Genomic DNA, 21,179 nt, shown 5'->3' on the forward strand with positions numbered 1-21,179 from the left:
CGCAAACAGTTTTGATTGCCATTTTTTTTATTTTAGTGCACTATCTTGCTTTTATTTGTTTGAAGCAATTTTGAGAGACTTATGGCAAAAGAAGATCATATTGAAATGCAAGGCACAGTTATTGATACATTGCCTAACACCATGTTTCGAGTGGAGTTGGAAAACGGGCATATCGTTACGGCTCATATTTCCGGACGCATGCGAAAAAACTATATCCGTATCCTGACCGGCGACAAGGTAAAGGTTGAGTTAACTCCATATGATTTGACAAAAGGCCGTATCATTTTTCGCGATAAAAATTAGAAAAGTAGATTTGCTTCTCCAGGTAACTCCCTTCTTCTTAAAACCCTGCCTTAAACCTCTCTCCCTCAGGGAGAGAGTTAGAGAGGGGGCTTAATATCAACCCTCACCCTAGCCCTCTCCCAACTTGGGAGAGGGGATTTCTATTAAAGGAAACCTTCCTTAAATCCTCTCTCCCTCAGGGAGAGAGCTAGAGAGAGGGGGCTTAATATCAACCCTCACCCTAGTCCTCTCCCAACTTGGAGAGGGGATTTCTATTAAAAGGAAACCTTCCTTAAATCCTCTCTCCCTCAGGGAGAGAGCTAGAGAGAGGGCTAATCTCAATCTTCATCCTAAAAGAAAGGATGGTTAAAGGTATCTTCTACTTTCCAGCAACCATCATATTCTCAATTAAAATCGATCCACAACGTGTGGCGATATTCGGATTGATATCACTGCCTACTGCCGCGATGTTTAAAAACATATCCTTGAGGTTGCCTGCGATGGTTACTTCTTCGACTGGAAATTGAATTTCTCCATTTTCAATCCAGAAACCGCTGGCTCCGCGGGAATAATCGCCAGTCAGCCCATTAACTCCCTGCCCCATCAGCTCTGTGACTAATAATCCCTTATCCATTTGCTTAATCAGCTGCTGCAAATTACCTGCAGTGGAGTCAAGCGTCAGATTATGGACGCCGCCCGCATTAGCCGATGTTTTAAGACCCATTCGGCGGGCTGAGTAGGTACTCAGTGCATACTGTTTAACTCGTCCATCCTCAACAAACACGTTATCACGGGTAGGAACGCCTTCACTATCAAAAGGAGAGCTGCCCAGAGCGCGTAAGAGATGGGGTTGTTCGTAAATTTTAAATCCTTTGGGAAAAACCTGCTGATCAATCGAGTCCATTAAAAATGAATTTTTCCGATAAAGATTTGAACCGCTGATTGCATTAATAAAACTGGATAACAGACCGCTGGAAATACGGGAGGAAAACAGGACTGGTACTCGCTGCGTACTGATTTTCTTCGCACCCAGTCTACTGATAGTTCTCTCCACTGTATTAGCAGCCAAAAATCTGATATCTGCAAGATCGCTGGCATGCCGGGCCGTTGTATAATCATAATCCCTTTGCATGGCTTCATTTTCCTGAGCAATTAAAGAGCAGCTTAATCCATGCCTGGTACCAACCAAAAATCCTTCTCCGCCGCAAGAATTGGCAAAACCATGACAGAATTCATAGGTAGAGAGATTCACACCATCTGAGTTACTAATGCGCTTATCCAGAGATAAGGCGTGAGATTCGCAGGCTAATGCCATTTCAATAGCCTGAGCAGGTGTTATTGACCAGGGATGATGGAGCTCGAGGTTGGCATACTGATTAGTCATCAACTCACTGTCAGGGAGCCCAAAACAGGGATCAGCCGCACTGACTTTAGCGATTTCACAAGCTGCAGAGACCAGCGAATCAAGCGCTGCAGGCGATGTCTCGGTGCTGCTTGCGCTTCCTTTCCGATGTCCAAAATAAACGACCAGGCTAACCCCTTTGTCATCATTGAAAGCGACGGTTTCTACTTCCCCCATCCGCACATCGACCGAGAATCCGTTATCGTGATTGACAGCAACCGAAGCATCAGAAGCGCCCAGAGCTTTTGCGCGGTCCAGGACATCTTTCATCAACTCGGATAACTTCTCGATTGACTTTTGTTGTAATTCATTGCTATTTTGCGTTGTTATTTGCATGGCGGTTTCCACTGCTGAAAAATATTTTTGCTCACAAGGATACAAGATTACTATGCCCAGTCAAACCATTGTAAACAGAAAATGGCTGACGCGGATCTGGAAATCCCTGCTCACCGTTTCATTATTGGCCTTACTGCTTAATTATGCTCTTGCTTCCAATAACTGGCATAAACTCACATCGGGCGTTGAGTATCAGGAGCTTAAAGAAAGTTATTTAACGCCCTGGGCTCATGTGTACGCCTTCAAAATCAATTTAAAGTATAATCAACTTTCTTTAGTCTTTGCCAAAGATATGGCAGTCAAATACGCGTCAGCTGACGAATATGCACAGCATAGTAATGCCTTAATCACTATTAACGGCGGCTTTTTTGATCAGGACTTTAAGCCTCTGGGTCTTCGGATAAAAAACAGACAGTTAAAAAGCCCTCTGAAGCAAATCAGCTGGTGGGGAATCTTTTATATCAGAAACGATAAACCCTACATCACCAATGTGCGTCAGTTCAAACGAGACAGTCAGATAGAATTCGCAGTTCAAAGCGGGCCTCGCCTCTTAATTAATGGTCAAATCCCTCCTCTAAAGCCGGGACGGGCGGAACGCAGCGCCTTAGGCATTACGCGTGATGGAGAAGTTATTATACTGGTCACCGACAATGCCGCGCTGTCTACCATTGAGCTTGCGCAAATCATGAAAGCACCCCCGCTGAATTGCCTGAATGCACTGAATCTGGATGGCGGAAGTTCCAGTCAGCTGCATGCGCAAATTGATGCCTTCCGCCTGAATGTTCATGGCTTCTCCAATGTTTCCGATGCAGTGATTGTAAAAAAGAAATCCTGACCGAGTATAGCGCATCACAATGCTTCGTCAGTGCCGCTTTAGCATTGGTAAAAGCAGCAGATCCACGCTGTTTATAAACCTGTGGATAAAATGTAAATATCCTCCAAAACCCTAATAAACTTCAGGCTTTGTTCTCTTGTGAATTCTGGGGATAACTTGCAGACAAACACTATATGTACTAAAATTTAATTAGCACCAACACAATATATTGGGTTTTTAACTTGAGTATGAAATTGAGTATGTTAGAATATTCTGCTCTGAAAAATAAAAACACAATAATTCTGGAGCTAATATGTCAGAACTTCTTGAGCCGGTAAAAGATGTGCCGTACATAAGTCAACTGGAATTGACCGCCAATGCCCCTGGTGCGATTAAAACCATTAAACGCAATGGGAAAGTGGTTGATTATGACGCGAGTAAAATCAGAATTGCCCTTACCAAAGCCTTTCTTGCTGAAGAAGGCGCTGCCGCTGCAACCTCCGATCGTATCCGGGAGCAAATTGAAGAACTGACTAATCAGGTTACTCAAGCCTTTAAGCGACGCATGCCCACTGGCGGAACCCTTCATATTGAAGACATCCAGGATCAGGTTGAATTAGCCTTAATGCGCAGCAGCCATCACAAAGTGGCGAGAGCCTATGTAGTATACCGCGAGAAACACCGGGAAGCGCGTGAAGCCAAGCTGCAGCAGCAGGCTAAAGACAGCAAGGTTCCTTTAATTGTCATGCCGGATGGAGAAAGCAGACCGCTTGATATGTCGCGTGTGCAGACCATTGTCGAGGAAGCCTGTCGAAATCTTTCCAACGTTCAGGCCGAGCCGGTCATTAAAGACGCTCTGCGTAACCTATACAATCAGGCTAAACTGACAGAAGTTCATAAAGCCCTGATTATGGCTGCCCGTGCGCTGGTTGAGCGTGAACCTAATTATACTTATGTCAGCGCACGTCTGCTGCTTGACAGCCTGCGCAGTGAAGCCCTGTCTAAGTTAGGTATGCAGACTGAGGCCACTTTTGATGAAATGAGCAATCTCTATCCTGCTTATTTCAAAGCCTATATTGCTCAAGGCATTAAACAAGGCCTGCTGGATCATAAACTGGGTGAATTTGATCTGGAAAAACTGGCAAAAGCCTTATTACCGCAGCGCGATATGCAATTTACCTATCTGAGCCTGCAAACGCTTTATGATCGCTACTTCCTTCATGAAAAAGGCATTCGCTACGAATTACCACAAGCCTTTTTTATGCGTGTCGCGATGGGGCTTGCTACTCGTGAAGCCAATCGTGAAGCCAAGGCCATTGAGTTTTATCAATTGCTATCCTCATTCGATTATATGGCCTCAACTCCTACTCTGTTTAATTCCGGTACAGTCCGTCCACAATTATCGAGCTGCTATCTGACAACAGTTCCTGATGATCTGGATGGCATTTATGGCGCAATCAAAGACAATGCCTTACTGTCCAAATTTGCCGGCGGGCTGGGTAATGACTGGACACCGGTTCGTGCAATGGGTGCTCATATCAAAGGCACTAATGGCAAATCACAGGGTGTTGTTCCCTTCCTGAATGTGGCTGACGCGACCGCAGTAGCAGTGAATCAGGGCGGCAAACGCAAAGGCGCTGTCTGTGCGTATCTTGAATGCTGGCATCGTGATGTTGAGGAATTTCTTGAGCTTCGCAAAAATACCGGTGACGACCGCCGCCGTACTCATGACATGAATACTGCCCTGTGGATTCCTGATTTATTCATGAAACGTGTCCATGAAGAAGGCGAGTGGACCCTGTTTTCTCCTGATGAAGTACCCGGCTTGCATGATCTTTACGGTCAGGCGTTTGAATCAGCCTATAAAGAGTATGAGAGCAAGGCGCGTCTTGGTGAAATTCACAATGCCAAAACGATTCCTGCGATTAAACTATGGCGAAAAATGCTTTCCATGTTATTTGAAACTGGCCACCCCTGGCTAACATTTAAGGATGTCTGTAATCTTCGCTCACCACAACAGCATGCGGGCGTCGTTCATAGCTCCAATTTGTGTACGGAGATCACTTTAAATACCTCCAATGAGGAAATTGCGGTTTGTAATCTCGGCAGCCTTAATTTACCGGCTCACATTAAAAACGGCAAAATTGATCGTGAAAAATTAAAACGAACCATAACGACTGCTGTTCGTATGCTGGATAATGTGATTGACATTAACTATTATTCCGTGCCTCAGGCTCGAAACTCCAACTTAAAGCATCGCCCAGTCGGTATGGGTTTAATGGGCTTTCAGGATGCGCTTTATGAAATGAAGCTGGATTATGCGTCACAGGAAGCCGTCCAGTTTGCTGACGAATCTATGGAATTAATCAGTTATTATGCCATTGAAGCCTCTTGCGAACTGGCCAAAGAGCGCGGCAGTTACTCAACTTATGAAGGCTCATTGTGGAGCAAGGGCATTCTGCCGATTGACTCTATCAACTTATTGCAGCAGGCTCGCAGTAAATATCTGGAACAGGATCGCTCACAACGTCTGGACTGGGAAGGTTTGCGTGTGAAAGTCCGTACTCAGGGCATGCGTAACTCCAATGTGATGGCGATTGCTCCCACAGCAACCATTTCCAATATCTGCGGCGTTTCGCAATCCATTGAGCCTACTTATCAGAATCTCTATGTTAAATCGAATCTGTCCGGCGAATTTACCGTGGTTAACCCTTATCTGGTTGCCGATTTGAAAGCATTGAATCTCTGGGATGAGGTAATGGTCAATGACCTGAAATATTACAATGGCAGTGTTCAGCCTATCAGCAGAATCCCTGAGGAATTGAAATCCCGTTATGCAACCGCGTTTGAAATTGACCCAATGTGGTTAATTGAAGCCGGCTCACGACGTCAGAAATGGATCGATCAAGCGCAATCATTGAACGTTTATATGGCAAAACCATCCGGTAAAAAGCTGGATCAGCTCTATAAACACGCCTGGTTACGCGGTTTGAAAACCACCTATTATCTGCGAAGCCTAGGGGCAAGTAACGCAGAAAAATCCACAGTTACAGACGGCGCGCTCAATGCAGTCAAGATTGATGAGCCTAAAGTATGCTCTATCCTTGATCCCGATTGCGAAGCATGCCAATAAAGGAGAACTCCATGCCAGAATTACAAGAATCATTAAACACCCCATTATCTCATATGGGGGCAACCGGCCTGGAAGCGCTGGAAATGGGTGCAGGACGCATTCATGTTGACGATAAGCAAATTATTAACTGTCGGGCTGATTTAAATCAGCTCGTACCTTTCAAGTATAAATGGGCCTGGGATAAATACCTGACTGGCTGTGCCAACCATTGGATGCCGAATGAAATTAACATGAGTGCCGATGTGGCCTTATGGAAAGATCCTAACGGGCTAACCGAAGATGAGCGACTGATTGTGCTTCGCAATCTGGGATTCTTCTCAACAGCCGATTCATTAGTTGCCAATAATCTGGTATTAGCGGTTTACCGGCATATTACAAATCCCGAGTGCCGTCAGTACCTGCTTCGTCAGGCCTTTGAAGAAGCGCTGCATACCCATGCTTATCAGTATGTCATTGAAAGCCTTGGATTGGATGAAGCGGCAGTCTTCAACATGTATAGGGAAATTCCATCGGTCGCGACCAAAGCAGCCTGGGCCCTGCCCTTTACCCAAAGTCTGGGGGATCCGAACTTCCATACCGGTACGCCGGAAAATGATCAGCGCCTGCTGCGCGATCTGATCGCATTTTATGTGGTTTTTGAAGGTATCTTCTTCTATGTCGGCTTTACCCAGATCCTGTCAATGGGCCGTCGAAATAAAATGGTAGGAACCTCCGAACAGTTCCAATACATTTTGCGTGATGAGTCCATGCACATGAATTTTGGTATTGATGTCATTAATCAAATCAAAATTGAAAATCCACATTTATGGACACCCGCCTTTAAGGAAGAAATCATTCAATTGATTCGTCAGGGTGTAGAACTCGAGTATCAATATGCCAGGGATACCATGCCGCATGGTATTTTGGGAATGAATGCCGAAATGTTTGAAGAGTATCTCCACTTCATTGCCAATCGACGTTTAAGCCAGATTGGCTTGCCAGAGCAATATCCTGGCGCGGAAAATCCCTTCCCCTGGATGAGCGAAATGATGGATCTCAAAAAAGAGAAAAACTTCTTTGAAACCCGTGTCATTGAATACCAGGCAGGCGGTACATTAAACTGGGATGACGAATAACCCGCAATTCTGTGTTAATCAACTTGCTGTCCTTAAAATCTTCTATGCCATTAAGTTAAGCTTAGTTGTATATAAACTGTCCTCCCCGCGAAGGCGGGGATCCATCTCTGAGCTAGCGATAATACCAATTGAGAAATGGATTCCCACCTTAGTGGGAATGACAAAATTTCCTTAACTTGATGGCAGTGAGAGTTAGAGAGGGGCTTCAAATTCACTCCTCATCAATTCTCAAAAAAGCTATTTTTTTGACAAAAAATCTTAAAAAATATAAAATCCGCGCAAATTATAAACAATATCGATTTAGAGGTAATTCGTGCAATCAACAGCAATTATTCAAGCCGCATTAGCCAAGGATAAAGAACACAAAGTGTTATCTGAGAATGATTATATGGTTTCTGTTTTTAAAAAGGCTCTTCCTAACTCCAGGGGCAAGGTGTTAGATGAATTTGTCAGTTTCCTTGAGTACCGCAGGAGTGGAACCTGGCTGCTCAGAGAGAGCCGCACCCCTGGTATGATTACCCTCTCATTCGTAACATTAAATCAGCCAGTCAAACACCAGCGCTATGCCTACTGTAATAACGAATGGCTCATTGTAACCAGCGAGTCAATTGAACAGACGAAATGCGATCCTTCTTTTAAACCGCATTACAAAGAAACCTTGGAAAAAAAAGAAACTGAAGACGGTCAGGAAAAAACAATGCTGTCCTCTTTACTGGATAAAATATTCACGAAGTTTCCGGAAATCGTCAAAGATAGATTACTTTTACCCACAGAGGAGCAAGCCTCTTCAAACTCAAACTACATTCATCAAAGCCCTTATATTCACTGGCATGAGAAAGCGTTACCGAGCCCCAAAAAGTATGTTGAACCCCTGAAAGGTCTTGACAAAGCTATGAGCGTACTGCGCATGGCAACAGGAAGTATTAATTACTGGGATAAAACCAAACCCTCTCTATTTCAAAGGTATCAGGAACTAACCCTTCCCGATCTAAAACTGTTCAAAAACGCTTTAAACCAGCCCTTTCCTTATGAATCCGGGATTGCCAAAGACATGAAGGATTTATTTTCAACATGGCTTCAAATAAACCGACTAGAGGAAGATTTATTTTGCCCTGTGGAACAAGAGCTTTTTAGTGAGCCCTATGTGCTTGAATCGGGATATATCTTTAATAGCTCGGTATTATTTCATAATGGAAAGCATCTTGAGAAATGTCCCATCACCCGCAAGGAAATAGAGCAAAACCCCTCGCGCCTTAAAGGATACCGCAGTAAATTGGCGGAGGCATTGCTTATGTTTTATGATGGGATCGCGGCCTATCAGCAATCTCAAAGAACATTTCTACCTCACCAGATTCCAGCAGAAAATAATGAGAAAGGACTGCCAGAGGTTGATGAAAAGGAAACTGAGAAAAACGATAGCCAATTTCGCTATTAATCGTTGACTTGCCTGTGCCTTTGTCTTCCATAATGGCAGCCTCGTAATTAATAATTGATTTACATCTGTGCGGGACAGCTTTGCTGCATAAATGAGAATAATGCACAAAAATTGTCTTTGCGAGCCTCAGCGAAGCAATCCACTTCCTAACTTTGTTCAGGTTCGATCTGGATTGCTTCGCTGAGGCTCGCAAAGACGACAAGTTAGTTGCTTAATTCTATTGATGCGACGCCCGTGCGAGATGACCACTCATGGATACATTTGCTAACTTCCACTGATGTTCTATTACCCAAAACCGATTGCACTTTCCCTGCTCCTCCTTATAATAGCTTTATTCGTAAAATTAACAGGAAAAACAATGCGTGCTTCACAATGGTTTTTACCGACTCTTCGCGAAACACCCAATGATGCAGAGATTGTGTCACACCAGCTGATGCTTCGTGCAGGTATGATTAGAAAACTGGGCTCAGGACTTTACACCTGGCTGCCTATGGGTCTTAAAGTGTTACAAAAAGTCGAGCACATCGTCAGAGAGGAAATGAATCGCTCACAGGCAATGGAAGTACTGATGCCCGCTGTTCAACCAGCCGAACTCTGGCAGGAAACGGGGCGCTGGGATACGTTTGGCGGCCAGTTACTTACCATGACTGACAGCAACGAGCGCCACTACTGCTTCGGACCCACGCATGAGGAAGTCATTACCGATATCATGCGTAGTGAATTGCAATCCTACAAGCAATTGCCAGTTAATTTTTACCAGATCCAAACCAAGTTCCGTGACGAAATAAGACCGCGTTTTGGGGTAATGCGTGCCCGTGAATTCATAATGAAAGATGCCTATTCTTTCCATCTAAGCCAGGAAAGTCTTCAAGCCACTTATAATACAATGTATCAGACTTACTGCAGAATTTTTGACCGCCTGGGCTTGCGTTATCGCGCGGTCGAGGCAGACACAGGAGCAATTGGGGGCTCCGCTTCGCATGAGTTTCAGGTACTCGCTGATTCTGGCGAAGATATTATCTTTTACAGTGACGAGAGTGATTATGCCGCCAACGTCGAGCAGGCCAGCGCAGTGATTCCTGCAAAAGCAAGCCCTGATTTGAGTCGTGATATTCAACTGGTTGATACCTTGAATCTCCGTACTATCGACGAGGTCGCCAGCCACTTAAAGATTCAAGCGGCTGGGATGGTTAAAACCCTGATTGTAGAGGGGCAAGAGCATCCACTGGTTGCGCTGGTCTTACGCGGTGATGACGAGTTGAACGAGGTCAAAGCTGCCAAACATCCTCTGGTGAAATCTCCGCTGCGTCTGGCTGACGATAAAATGGTAAAATCCTCACTGGGAGCACCAGTCGGCTCTCTGGGGCCTGTGGGTTTATCCATTCCTGTTATTGCGGATCATCATGCACTGGCCTTGACTCATTTTGTCTGTGGCGCGAACATTGAGCATAAACACTATACACATGCCTGCTGGGGAAGAGATGCTCAGTATCAGGATGCTTATGATTTACGCAGCGTTAAAGAAGGTGATCTGAGTCCGGATGGCAAAGGCAGACTAATGTCCTGCCGAGGAATTGAAGTCGGCCATGTGTTCCAGCTAGGTGATAAATACGCAGCCGCAATGAATGCTTCGGTCATCAATGAAGACGGCCAATTACAGGTCATGCAAATGGGTTGTTACGGCTTGGGTATCTCACGCGTAGTCGCTGCAGCAATCGAGCAGCACCATGACGAACGAGGAATTTTATGGCCCCTGGCCATCGCTCCTTTCCAACTGGTGATTATCCCGATTAATGCTCAACGCTCTGAAACCGTGAGAGCTACAGCTGAAACGCTATACAGCCAATTAATCGAGCTCGGTGTGGAAGTATTGCTGGATGACCGCAATGAAAGACCAGGCGTATTATTTGCAGACTCTGATTTAGTAGGTATTCCTCACCGTCTGGTAATCAGCGAACGCCATTTAGAGCAACAGTCTGTAGAATACAAGGCACGGAATAAGGAAGAGCTCAGTATGATTCCGCTGGCTGAGGTCAGTGATTTTGTGAAGCGTATATTAACTGGTAAATAGTAAGTACCAGCCAGTAGCCTGGTTGCCTTGCAACCGGGCAGCTTAAATAGCTAAAAGTGGAGTTTTTTGATAGCTTCCATTGCTATAAATAATCTGTTAATTCCATATTATCAAATAAATTCAATGCATTTTCCTTCAAAGCATCATCAAGCAATGCCATAGAGCCTCTTTACTTACGATTTGACTCGAAATAACTCCGATTAAATTACCGTAACAGGAATAGTTTAAAACGGGTAACCTTACTCAGCTTTTGTATAAATAGACTACAACCATTAGTATTCGCCCAGACTGATCCGGAATTAATCTTTTTGTAATATAATTATAAAAAGTAGAAAGAACATTCTTTATGAAAACCAAGAACATTCAAGGCTCAGATAACCGAAGACAGCCGATGACCCTAAAAGATTATGGCTTACCTGATCCATACAATTTGTTTCAATACGAAAACGAGGAGTGGCCTTATCGGAGCTTCGAGGAGCTTTTAAAAACTCATGATTTAGCGGAAGTGGATATTGAACGTCAAAATAAAAGCGCAACCGATGAAACCATTCTACCTAATTTCCTCCATTATCTATTCGTACTAAATCCGATTTCGGATACTTATAAAAACATAATTGCAAATGGTAAAAAACAAAACCCTCACTATCGCTTTACTTTGTGGGTTGATGAGCACGTTTATGAAAAGGAGGAGTTTGAAAAACTAAAGCAATGGGCAAAAGACAACTCTATCCATTTAGTAGATGTTAACAGCAGTGTCGGAAAGTATTTAGGCGATGCAGGCCTTTTATATCAAATGGAAATGAAAAAAAAATGGCCTGGAAGTGCCACTGATATGTTACGGTTAAAAATTCTTAATCATTTTGGCGGTATTTATAGTGATACCACCGACATTGTTTGTACAGGAAAGTTATCCGATGATGTTGCACTTTCGCATGGGGTTAATCTCAGCACCTACGCTCGTACCTTTTTTAAAGAAGACCCTTTGGAAAGCTTGAAACAATATGAGGCGTATGGATGGCCGGAGCCATGGGTAAGGACTGTTTTTAACAATGATTGGATAGCAGCAGTACCAAATAATCCATTCATTCAAAATGCCATTGCCAGATTTCAGGAAAATTATACAAAACCATTAATGGAACTATTAACAGGTAAGTATGAAGACATTACAATTGACCGAAGCCTATACAAATATCGTGACTATCAACACACTCCTGTTCGAGCCTTCAGCGCCAATCAATTCAAATTCGAATGGACAAAAGCGATGGCAGGTCCTGGCAATCTAGGAACTGCTATATCTGATTTATCACAGGAAGCAATAGACGCTATTCTCAACCAAGAAGGAAAAGATTATCCTGATGGAAGCAAGTTTTTATTTTCCCTGGCTTGCACCTGGACAACAAACCCAACTAAGCAGGCTTTAAACAATCTGACAGAAGAAGAAAAAGAAAAAAACAGACAATACCACATTACATTTCAATTACATCAATTAGTGATTGAGCCTAGAAAAATATTTTTTGAGCTTTATAAGCATATTTCTGATCTTGAACGTGAGCAGTTACTTAATACCCTTTTTGAGGATTTCAGAGATCAATTGGAAAATGTAGAATACATTGAAATCAATTGGGGATCTCCTGTTAACAGCTATTCTATTGAAACAATTGAAAAAATATTGGATCCAGAATTTTTTTCTAAATTAAGTTATGAGGACATATTCGAAGATTTTAAAGAAGGGATTCCCGCTCCTGATCAAATTATCGCAAATCTAAGAGAGTCTACTCAACGAGGAAACGATGGTGTAGCGTACAGGAAAGCCGTAGCCCAATACCTTCATGAATATTCCCTTTATAAAACTTCCTCTGTCGACCCAGAAAAATTAAAGGTCATTCAGCCTGCCAGTAACGACAGCAATCCCTATTTGGCGAAGGCTGACATAAAACTGGTAAATGAGAAGACAGACATAGCTTTTATCAATAGTGAGCTTTTACCAGCGATAAACCACTATATCACTAATCAGATTAATCGACTTGAGCGTGTATTTTTTAGTAACAGCCGGACTACAACAAAGCTCGAAGAGCTTAAAAAACTTAAACTGGTAAATATAAATTCTATAGAGCAATTTTATGAGTTTGTCGATAACGTTCGTAATGTGTCAAACTTTCGGCGCTATGAAAATTTGGATAATGTCAGGGCTTCATTCTTTTCCCCAAAAAAAACTATTGCGGGCAACGAATTCGAGACACTGGTAAACCAATTTCTCGAAAATAACGCTAATAAACTTACAGACGAAATTATTGAGAACATCAAAGAACGTATTGTTCCAACAGGCAGCCCGGAAGCACCTACCTTTAGCTAAGAGTATTAAACACTTTGTGGTATTGGTATGAATTCCAGGTGAGATGATTTATATCAATCGATATGATAAAGACCGTGCCACTGCAGAGGGAGTCCTCGCTGCGCTCGCAATGACGTGGGGAATTATTAAACGATCTTCATACAGACAATACGCTGTTCAACAGTTTTTTTGTATAGTCTTTCTGGGGCGACTTCATAATCTGCTCTACACTGTCCTTTTCCACCGCATTGCCATTGCGCATCACCAGAACGTCATGGGCGATATAAGACACCACTGACATATTATGGGTGACAAATAAATAAGAAACACCCAGCTCATATTGCAATTCTTTAAGAAGATTCAGAATTTGTGCCTGAACAGACACGTCCAGGGCACTGGTGGGCTCGTCACATATCAAAATCTCAGGTTCAGTGGCCAGGGCGCGGGCGATACAAATTCGCTGTCTCTGGCCTCCTGAGAACTGATGGGGATACCGGCTTAAGCAATTGCGGGGCAGATTGACCTGCTCCAGTAACTGCTGTTGGCGGCGATGAATCAAGGCTTTGGATATTCGCTGGGCAATCATACCTTCTGCTATTATTTCGCCAATTGTTAAGCGCGGATTTAATGAAGAAAAAGGATCCTGAAATACAATTTGCACTTTCTTGCGATAAGCGCGTAATTCCCTGCCTTTAATCGCCTGAATATCTTGTTCTTTGAATCGAATTTCACCAGAAGTCACAGGCTGTAATTTTAAAATACTGCGGCATACGGTTGTTTTTCCACAACCAGACTCACCCACTAACGCCAGTGTTTTGCCCTTATGCAGATCCAGTGATAAGCCATCCACTGCCTTAATCAGAGTCTGATTTCTTTTAAACAGCCCGCCTCCCACTTTAAAGTGGACTTTGAGATCACGCACTGATAAACAGACTGGCGTCTCCTTTTCCTCTATATTCCATAAAGTCTGAGAGGCATTAAGCGGTGGCAATTGCTTCAATTCGGGATAAAGATGGCAACGGATAAGATGTTCGCCCGACTTTTGTATCAGCGGAGTTTCTTTATGGCAACGTTCAAAGGCATAGGCACAACGAGGATGGAACAAGCAGCCCTCTGGTAAATTATCCAATGAGGGCACAGCACCTGATATAGTTTGCAAGCGGCCAAATCGTTTTTCAAATCTGGGCAAAGAGGCCATTAATTGCTGGGAATAGGGATGTTTCAAATGACTGAAGTATTCTTCAACCTCTGCCGCCTCGACTAATTGACCGGCATACATCACACAGACCCGGTCAGCGACCGCTTTCACCACCCCCAAATCATGAGTGATTAGTAACATGCTCATCTGCCGTTGCTGCTGCAGTTTTTTCAATAGCTTAAGGATTTGAGCCTGAATGGTCACATCCAGGGCGGTTGTCGGCTCATCAGCAATCAGGATGTCGGGCTGATTCGCCAGGGCCATTGCGATAACAACACGCTGCTTCTGTCCTCCAGACAGTTGATGCGGATACTGCTGCAAACGGAGTTCTGGCTCTGCAATCTCAACTTCTGTCAGTAAATCAATCAAACGTTGTTTTAAGGCACTGCCTGATAACTTCTGATAACGGCAAACGGCTTCAGCTAACTGTGCGTCAATACGAAGCACCGGATTTAAAGCGGTCATCGGTTCCTGAAAAATCATCGCCAGACGTTTCCCACGTAAAGCCCGGATTATCTTTTCAGGTAAATCAAGTATATCTCTATTGTCGATTAAAATCTGACTCTGCATGTCATATAGGGCCGTTGCCGGAAGTAAACGCATCAGGCCTAAAGCAGTGATTGATTTACCGCAGCCGGACTCACCCAGTAACGCAAGCGTCTTCCCGGGCAATAATGAAAAATCGAGTTCTTCGACCGCTCGGGTCGTTTTGGCTCGGGTTTCAAAATAAATAGATAATTTTTTAACTTCTGCCGCATCATTTAATTGATTCATAAATCAGGTCGCAATAAAGGATTAATTATCGCCTCAATCAAGCTGGCGAGTTGTTTCAAACAGTCCAGTTTTACGCTTTGTGAGCGATGAAACAGCGCAATAGTTCGGTATGGAGCCGGTTCAGTGAAAGGGAATATTTCAAGCTGTTCTGAATTATTTCTTACAGCTAAAGCAGGCAATAAAGTAACCCCCAAACCCGATTGCACCATTAAACGCAATGTTTCAAGGCTGGTTGCGGTAAAGTCCACACCTGTGTTGGCTCTTGCAGTTCGACAGATATCCATCGCCTGCTCTCTGAGGCAATGTCCCTCTTCCAGCAGCAGCACTGTTTGCTCTGTTAAATCATTCAAATCGAGAGGCGCTGCTTTAGAAAATTGGTAATCCTTGGAGCAGGCGAAATAAAAAGGTTCTTTGAAAAGGATAATCGGTTCAAAATCCGCTTCCACCGGCATTGCCATTATAGCCGCATCAAGCTCACCCAGTGCCAGTTTGGAAGTCAGACGATGTGTCTGTTCTTCAATTAACCAGACACGAAGCCTGGGGAAACGTTTTTGAATCTCGGGCATTATCAAAGGTAACAGATAAGGAGCCAATGTAGGAATCACACCAAGACGCAGTTCACCCGAAAAGGGATCGGACAATGACTGGGCCATTTCCTTTAATTGTCGGGTCTCATGCAAGACAGATTGAGCCTTTTCCAGGATTTTTCTGCCTGCTTCCGTTAAAATCACTTGCTTATTAGACCGTTCAAACAGCAGGACGCCGAGTTCATCCTCCAATTTTTTAAGCTGCATGCTCAAAGTAGGCTGACTAATATGACAAAGCCTGGCTGCTTCGCCAAAATGCTGTGTTTTTGCCAAAACAATAAAATAGTGTAAATCCCGTAAATTCATGTGCATCCAGCAATTAACTACATAATTATTTAAACACCACTAAATAGACATGGTGCAAGCCTGTAAAGATAAGCCCCTCTCTCTAACTCTCTCCCCTGAGGGGAGAGAGGACTTTACAAAGATTCCTTATGAGAAAATCCCCTCTCCCATGCTGGGAGAGGGCCAAGGTGAGGGTTGATTCAAATCCTTCTCCCTAAGAGCCCTTGAAAGGAGAGAATTTTAATACACGTCAATCCCGTTAGAATGACACACTTTAATAAATACTCGCAAAAATTCCGACTTTTTCTCGCCTTTTTTTTAAAGCTGTGTCAAAATTTACGTTTTTATCCAAAAATAAACCAATGGATAAAAGCTAACCAATTCAGAAATTCTAATAAATATAATAACGAATGAAGTCATTAACTAGTCTACACTCCCCTCGCTTTCTCATTTGGCTGGTAGGAGTCTCCTTTGTATTGTTTCAATTTTTTCTGCAATTGTCATCTGGCGTCATCATAGGTGCGATTATGCAGGAAACGCTGATCTCCGCATTTACCGCAAGCTTGCTAAGCAGTGCTTTCTATTACATTTACACCAGCCTGCAAATTCCTGCCGGGATGCTGTTTGATCGCAGAAATACGCAAACCATTCTGACCACCACCGCCTTGATATGCAGTATCGGTTGCTTTATTTTTGCCAACTCAATGAATATTTATCTGCTATTTTTTGGTCGGATCATTATTGGAATGGGCTCGGCTTTTGCCTTTGTGGGTTTGTCACATCTCTTGCGCCAGCATTTTTCATTGCGGCAGTTTGGCTTTTTAATTGGCTTATCAGAAACCCTGGGATTTGTCGCCACTATGTTCGGTATTATCGGGCTGGGGATATTAGTCAGCTACTTCGGATGGCGTGAATTCATCAATTCAGCTGCCCTGGTGGGCTGTCTGATCGCTTTTTTTGCCTGGCTTTTTATCCCAGCCACCACCTCTGTACAACCAGGCAATTATTCAATTGCTGATTCACTGAACATTATCATTCGTTGTAAAACCCAGTGGGCTAACGGCTGTTTCGCCGGCCTCGGCTTTACGGTAATCACAGTCTTTGGCGCAATGTGGGCCATTCCCTTTATTCAGGCTAAACTGGGATGCAGTCTGAAAGAAGCCAGCGTCATCGATTCCATGCTGTTTTTAGGAGCAGCCATCAGTTGCCCGCTTTTTGGATATTTGAATGCCTGTTTAAAACAAAGAAAACCGCTGATGTTCGTTTCTTGCACTCTGACGGCTATCTTGCTTTATGTAACGCTTTATTTCCCTTATAACGATCCGGTGTTGATGAGCGTTTTGTTTTTTATGACCGGGATTAGCTGTGGTTCTTATATGCTTTCCTATACGATCTCCAATGAAATTTCGCCCCAGGGGGCACTGTCAACCAGCACAGGATTTACAAATACACTGGCCATGCTCACGGCCCCGATTTTCCAGCTGCTTACCGGGTTTCTTCTAGACTTGTATGGCGGTCCTGAACATCACTATAATCTTCAGGCTTATCAGATTGCCCTAGCCGTTTTGCCAGTGAATTTATTAGTTGCGAGCTGTCTGGTTTATTTTTTGCCGGAGAAAAAAGCGAAATAGATAGTCGAATCGCTGTCAGCTCACTGTCTTATCGACACTGACCTGACTCAAGTCATTTTTACTAATCGCACAAAACCCCGGACGCATCCCATTGGTTAGGCCCAGGATTATACGGTGATTGACAGTTTTATCGAATAGCATATCCTCCAGAGAGAGCTTCACTTTCGGAGATGAGATTTGAATTTGCCAGCTGCCTTGCTTTTCCTCTTTAACTATCACCGATTGTGTCATATTAACCGCTTCTCCCTGATCATTTCGCCAGCCAGCCACAGCTGCCTTCATCGCATCAGGCTCTTTCATGTTAACTGAGTAAAAGGCGCTTCCATCGTTAAACTGGCACAAAACCCCCATGAACAAAGGTTTGCTTGCCTCTGAAGAATCAGCCCAGACTTGCCGAAACCAGGCTTTGGACGCAGTCACAAACTCTTCCTTGCTACCGCTTCCTGTTTGTAAATGACCGTTCAAATGACCAGTTTGACTAATCTGCAATTCCACCCCGCTTTGAAGTTTTTGCTGCTTTGCTGAAGAAGTCTCGGCTAAACCCAGCATATCCACTTTAAAATTAAATCCTTTATTTTCCTTGCTTTTTACACCAAAAATCCAGCTGTCGTTAATGGGATAATAATGGAGAAAAATTCTGCCGGCTTTCAGTGAAGCTTTATCAGCCACATCGACCTGGCCATCACTTTCCTCATAAAGCACTACTTCCCTGGTTGTACCATTGATCAATGTTGCAAAAGCATGCAGATCTTTATCGTTACGCTGTATTTCCAGGTAATATTGATATCGCTCGTCATTCTCATTAACCACAATGCCGGTAAAAGTCCAATTGGCCTGTAAAGCATCAAGAGAGGGAACCGGTTTGCTGACAGGCACTTCAGCAGTCGCGATTAATTCCGCATTGGAGCCGCTCTTTACCTCAGCCGGTTGTGTATCCGCATAAATAAGACCGGTTAAAGCCAGATAAAATCCCAGGATGTATAAAGAAGCTCGCTTCATCTCTGATAACCTTTCAAATGTTGATTCGACCACAAAGCCTGCCAGAATGAGGGAGCTAATCTGGCTTCTACCGGTAAAAAATACCAATTATCCGCAGCAAACGATTTACACTTAACCGCATCTTTTTCCGTCATGATGACGTTTTTTTCCGAAAAACAAAGATCGCTTGCATTGTACTGGAAGTGATCTGGAAAAGGATATTGCCGGCAAATGATTCCCTCTTCTTTAAGAGTAGTAAAAAAGCGGGCCGGATGTCCAATACCCGCCACAGCAGCTACAGGCATTTCCAGAGATTCCGCATTAATGGTATGCCCGCTTGCCAGATGCTGTATAGCTCCCGGGTGTATGCTCATCGTGTGCGCTTCCTGCCAATGACCGCCATTAACGACCACCAGATCAGCGGTTTTAAGCCGAGACGGTCTTTCGCGCAAAGGACCGGCCGGAAGACAAAAACCGTTTCCAAGCCCCCTCACACCATCAATGACTACAATTTCAATTGCCCTTCCCATGCGATAATGCTGCAAGCCATCGTCACTGATAATAATTTCCGTTTGGAATTTTTCCAGCAAATAGCGAATGGCCTCAACCCGTTTTGGTGCAATAACTACCGGGCAGGATAATTTACAAGCGAGCAGTAAGGGTTCGTCACCGACCTCAACTGCTGTGTCAGCTGATGAAACCTCATGAGGAAAACTAGTTATTGATGCGCCATAACCACGACTGACTACCCCTACCCGCAATCCTTTGCTCTGGAATTCGTTCACCAGCGCTACTACCAAAGGCGTTTTACCGACCCCGCCAACGCTTAGATTACCGACTACAATCACAGGCACTTCAAACTGCTGTTGTTTAAATGTCCGCAGATAGAGTCGCTGCAACATGCTCGCAAGCTGATAAAAAAGCGAGAACGGCCAGATTAACCAGCCGAATCGTCTTGAACCATACCACATTTTTTCCAGGCAGGACTGTATCAAACTAGCATTTCCTCTTCATGGGTTACACCAAGCCCCTGAGCATTATAAAGCTGTGCATAATGGCCATCTTTTGCCAAAAGCTGCTGATGAGTACCCTGCTCTACTATTCTTCCCTGATGCATCACAATAATCTTGTGCGCCCGTTGTATGGTTGATAAACGATGAGCAATAATTAATGTGGTTCTATTCTTCACCACCTCATTTAAGGCTGCCTGAATAGCCCTTTCCGATTCACTATCCAATGCGGAGGTCGCCTCGTCAAGAATCAGAACAGGGGCGTCTTTCAAAATGGCTCGAGCGATAGCAAGACGCTGTCGTTGGCCGCCCGATAAGAGGATACCGTTTTCACCGACCCGAGTATTATAGCCTTCAGGCAATAAACGAATAAATTCATCGGCATAGGCTTTTTTTGCAGCCTCAATAATTTGCGCCTCAGTTGCCTCAAAACAGCCATAAGCTATATTATTCGCAAGGCTGTCATTAAACAAGGTAACCTGTTGACTTACCAGGGCAATCTGTTTTCTGAGACTGGCGAGACTAATGTCTTTCAATGGCACACCATCCAGCAGAATTTGCCCCTGGTTCACTTCATAAAAACGCGGCAGCAAACTGGCAATAGTCGATTTACCACTCCCGGAATGACCTACCAGAGCCACGGTCTCCCCCGCATTGATTGTAAAACTGATTTCATGCAATACAGGAGAACCCTGACGATAGGCATAACTTACCCTGTCAAAAACGATATTTCCCTTGGCTCCTGCGCATAAGGTTTTACCCTTATCCGATTCAATTGGCTTGTCCAGCAAGGAGAACACACTTTCAGCACCCGCGAGACCCCGCTGAATAGTGGCATTTAATGTCGTCAAGGTTTTCATGGGTTTTATCAGTTGCAGCATGGCCGCAATAATTGCCAGGAAGGACCCGGCAGAAATAGTGATTACGGTAGTCAGCTGAATGGCAGCCAGAATAATCAATGCAATTCCAACGGCAATAACAAACTGGACGCCAAAAACATTGATTGCTTTAGTAACAGCAACCTTCATATCATTTTGACGAGAGAGCTCCGTTGCCCGATTAAACTTTCTGGTTTCATAGTCTTCACCGCCAAAAATGCGTACCACGCCATAGCCATCAATTGCCTCAGCGGCAATTTCTGTAACCAGGCCCATCGTTTTCTGTAACTTATGGCTGATTCGGCGAACCCGCTTATTGGTAAAATTAACAATTATGCCAACGAAAGGAATCGTCAGTAAAAACATCAGTGAGAGTTGCCAGCAGATAATCATCATCACCGCCAGCAAACCAATAACCAGACAGGTATTCTGAACAAAGTCAGTCAGGGCGTCCGCGCTGACCTGAGCTACTTGCTCCACGTCATATAATATCTTTGATAAAAGCTGGCCGGAGGTGGCTTCATCATAATAATCAGCAGGCAACCTTAATATATGGGAAAAGACTTTCTGCCGTAAAGCCTTAACTACCGAGCGCGCTACCCAGGTCATGCAATAACTGCCCAAAGAGCTCATCAGACCACGTACAGTAATACCGACTAAAATAATCAGCGGAATCTTCTTAACAAAACTCATATCAATATCAATGAATCCTTTGTCAAGAAAGGGACGCAGCATGTATGTGAGGCCCGCGTCAACCAGCGAATAGATAATATTGGCGGCAATTCCAAGTAACAATACTAGCCAGAATGGTTTAACGTCTTTCATTAGGCGACGGTAAAGGGAACTGGTGCTAGTGGTCAATTTTTCGGTCATAAATAAAACTGAATAGCTTTAAACAAGGGCAAATTGTAACGCCAT

General features: G+C 43.9%; 14 protein-coding genes. 8 read left to right on the top strand and 6 right to left on the bottom strand.

Annotation, left to right across the window (positions count from 1 at the left end; genetic code table 11):
• Positions 1–81 precede the first annotated feature (81 nt).
• A complete protein-coding gene (infA, locus tag B1207_RS01725) occupies positions 82–303 on the top strand; it encodes a translation initiation factor IF-1 (protein WP_025386155.1) in 222 nt (73 codons plus the stop codon).
• 358 nt (positions 304–661) lie between these two features.
• On the opposite strand, the gene pmbA is transcribed toward infA, so the two are convergent.
• Positions 662–2,020 carry a metalloprotease PmbA gene (gene pmbA / locus B1207_RS01730; RefSeq protein WP_112218261.1) on the bottom strand — a complete coding sequence of 453 codons (1,359 nt, stop codon included), beginning with the start codon at positions 2,018–2,020 and terminating at the stop codon, positions 662–664.
• A gap of 52 nt (positions 2,021–2,072) precedes the next feature.
• Between pmbA and B1207_RS01735 the strand changes: the two genes are divergently transcribed.
• The 6 genes from B1207_RS01735 (at position 2,073) to B1207_RS01760 (ending at position 12,941) form a co-directional block, all read left to right on the top strand.
• A complete protein-coding gene (locus B1207_RS01735) occupies positions 2,073–2,855 on the top strand; it encodes a phosphodiester glycosidase family protein (RefSeq protein WP_112218262.1) in 783 nt (260 codons plus the stop codon).
• Positions 2,856–3,147: 292 nt separating this feature from the next.
• Positions 3,148–5,967, top strand: a complete 2,820-nt coding sequence (locus B1207_RS01740) for a ribonucleoside-diphosphate reductase subunit alpha (protein WP_112218263.1) — start codon at positions 3,148–3,150, stop codon at positions 5,965–5,967.
• A gap of 11 nt (positions 5,968–5,978) precedes the next feature.
• Complete coding sequence (locus B1207_RS01745; RefSeq protein WP_112218264.1) at positions 5,979–7,082, top strand: ribonucleotide-diphosphate reductase subunit beta; 1,104 nt, start codon at positions 5,979–5,981, stop codon at positions 7,080–7,082.
• Between the two features lie 313 nt (positions 7,083–7,395).
• Entirely contained in the window at positions 7,396–8,517 is a 1,122-nt protein-coding gene (locus tag B1207_RS01750; protein ID WP_112218265.1) for a hypothetical protein, read from the top strand.
• 358 nt (positions 8,518–8,875) lie between these two features.
• The gene (locus B1207_RS01755; protein ID WP_112218266.1) at positions 8,876–10,588 is read left to right on the top strand and encodes a proline--tRNA ligase; all 1,713 of its coding nucleotides are present in this window, start codon (positions 8,876–8,878) and stop codon (positions 10,586–10,588) included.
• Positions 10,589–10,934: 346 nt separating this feature from the next.
• Positions 10,935–12,941 carry a glycosyltransferase gene (locus B1207_RS01760; RefSeq protein WP_112218267.1) on the top strand — a complete coding sequence of 669 codons (2,007 nt, stop codon included), beginning with the start codon at positions 10,935–10,937 and terminating at the stop codon, positions 12,939–12,941.
• A 136-nt stretch (positions 12,942–13,077) separates the two neighbouring features.
• Here the strand turns inward: B1207_RS01760 and B1207_RS01765 are convergent, their stop codons facing one another.
• Together B1207_RS01765 and B1207_RS01770 are read right to left on the bottom strand one after the other, a co-directional pair.
• Positions 13,078–14,892 (bottom strand): ABC transporter ATP-binding protein, encoded by a 1,815-nt coding sequence (locus tag B1207_RS01765; protein WP_112218268.1) that lies wholly within the window; start codon positions 14,890–14,892, stop codon positions 13,078–13,080.
• Complete coding sequence (locus tag B1207_RS01770; protein WP_112218269.1) at positions 14,889–15,785, bottom strand: LysR substrate-binding domain-containing protein; 897 nt, start codon at positions 15,783–15,785, stop codon at positions 14,889–14,891. The genes B1207_RS01765 and B1207_RS01770 overlap by 4 nt, the downstream gene beginning before the upstream one ends.
• A gap of 389 nt (positions 15,786–16,174) precedes the next feature.
• On the opposite strand from B1207_RS01770, the gene B1207_RS01775 reads away from it, so the two are divergent.
• Positions 16,175–17,395, top strand: a complete 1,221-nt coding sequence (locus tag B1207_RS01775) for an MFS transporter (protein WP_112218270.1) — start codon at positions 16,175–16,177, stop codon at positions 17,393–17,395.
• 15 nt (positions 17,396–17,410) lie between these two features.
• Here the strand turns inward: B1207_RS01775 and B1207_RS01780 are convergent, their stop codons facing one another.
• The 3 genes from B1207_RS01780 to msbA are packed head-to-tail and all read right to left on the bottom strand — an operon-like array spanning position 17,411 to position 21,134.
• The gene (locus B1207_RS01780; protein WP_112218271.1) at positions 17,411–18,394 is read right to left on the bottom strand and encodes a hypothetical protein; all 984 of its coding nucleotides are present in this window, start codon (positions 18,392–18,394) and stop codon (positions 17,411–17,413) included.
• Positions 18,391–19,344: a tetraacyldisaccharide 4'-kinase gene (gene lpxK / locus B1207_RS01785; protein WP_437178494.1), complete on the bottom strand. Its 954-nt coding sequence runs from the start codon at positions 19,342–19,344 to the stop codon at positions 18,391–18,393. The genes B1207_RS01780 and lpxK overlap by 4 nt, the downstream gene beginning before the upstream one ends.
• A gap of 20 nt (positions 19,345–19,364) precedes the next feature.
• Entirely contained in the window at positions 19,365–21,134 is a 1,770-nt protein-coding gene (msbA, locus tag B1207_RS01790) for a lipid A export permease/ATP-binding protein MsbA (RefSeq protein WP_112218272.1), read from the bottom strand.
• Between the last annotated feature and the right edge of the window lie 45 nt (positions 21,135–21,179).

The sequence above is a fragment of the Legionella quinlivanii genome (genome assembly GCF_003265995.1).
Lineage (GTDB): Bacteria > Pseudomonadota > Gammaproteobacteria > Legionellales > Legionellaceae > Legionella_C > Legionella_C quinlivanii_A.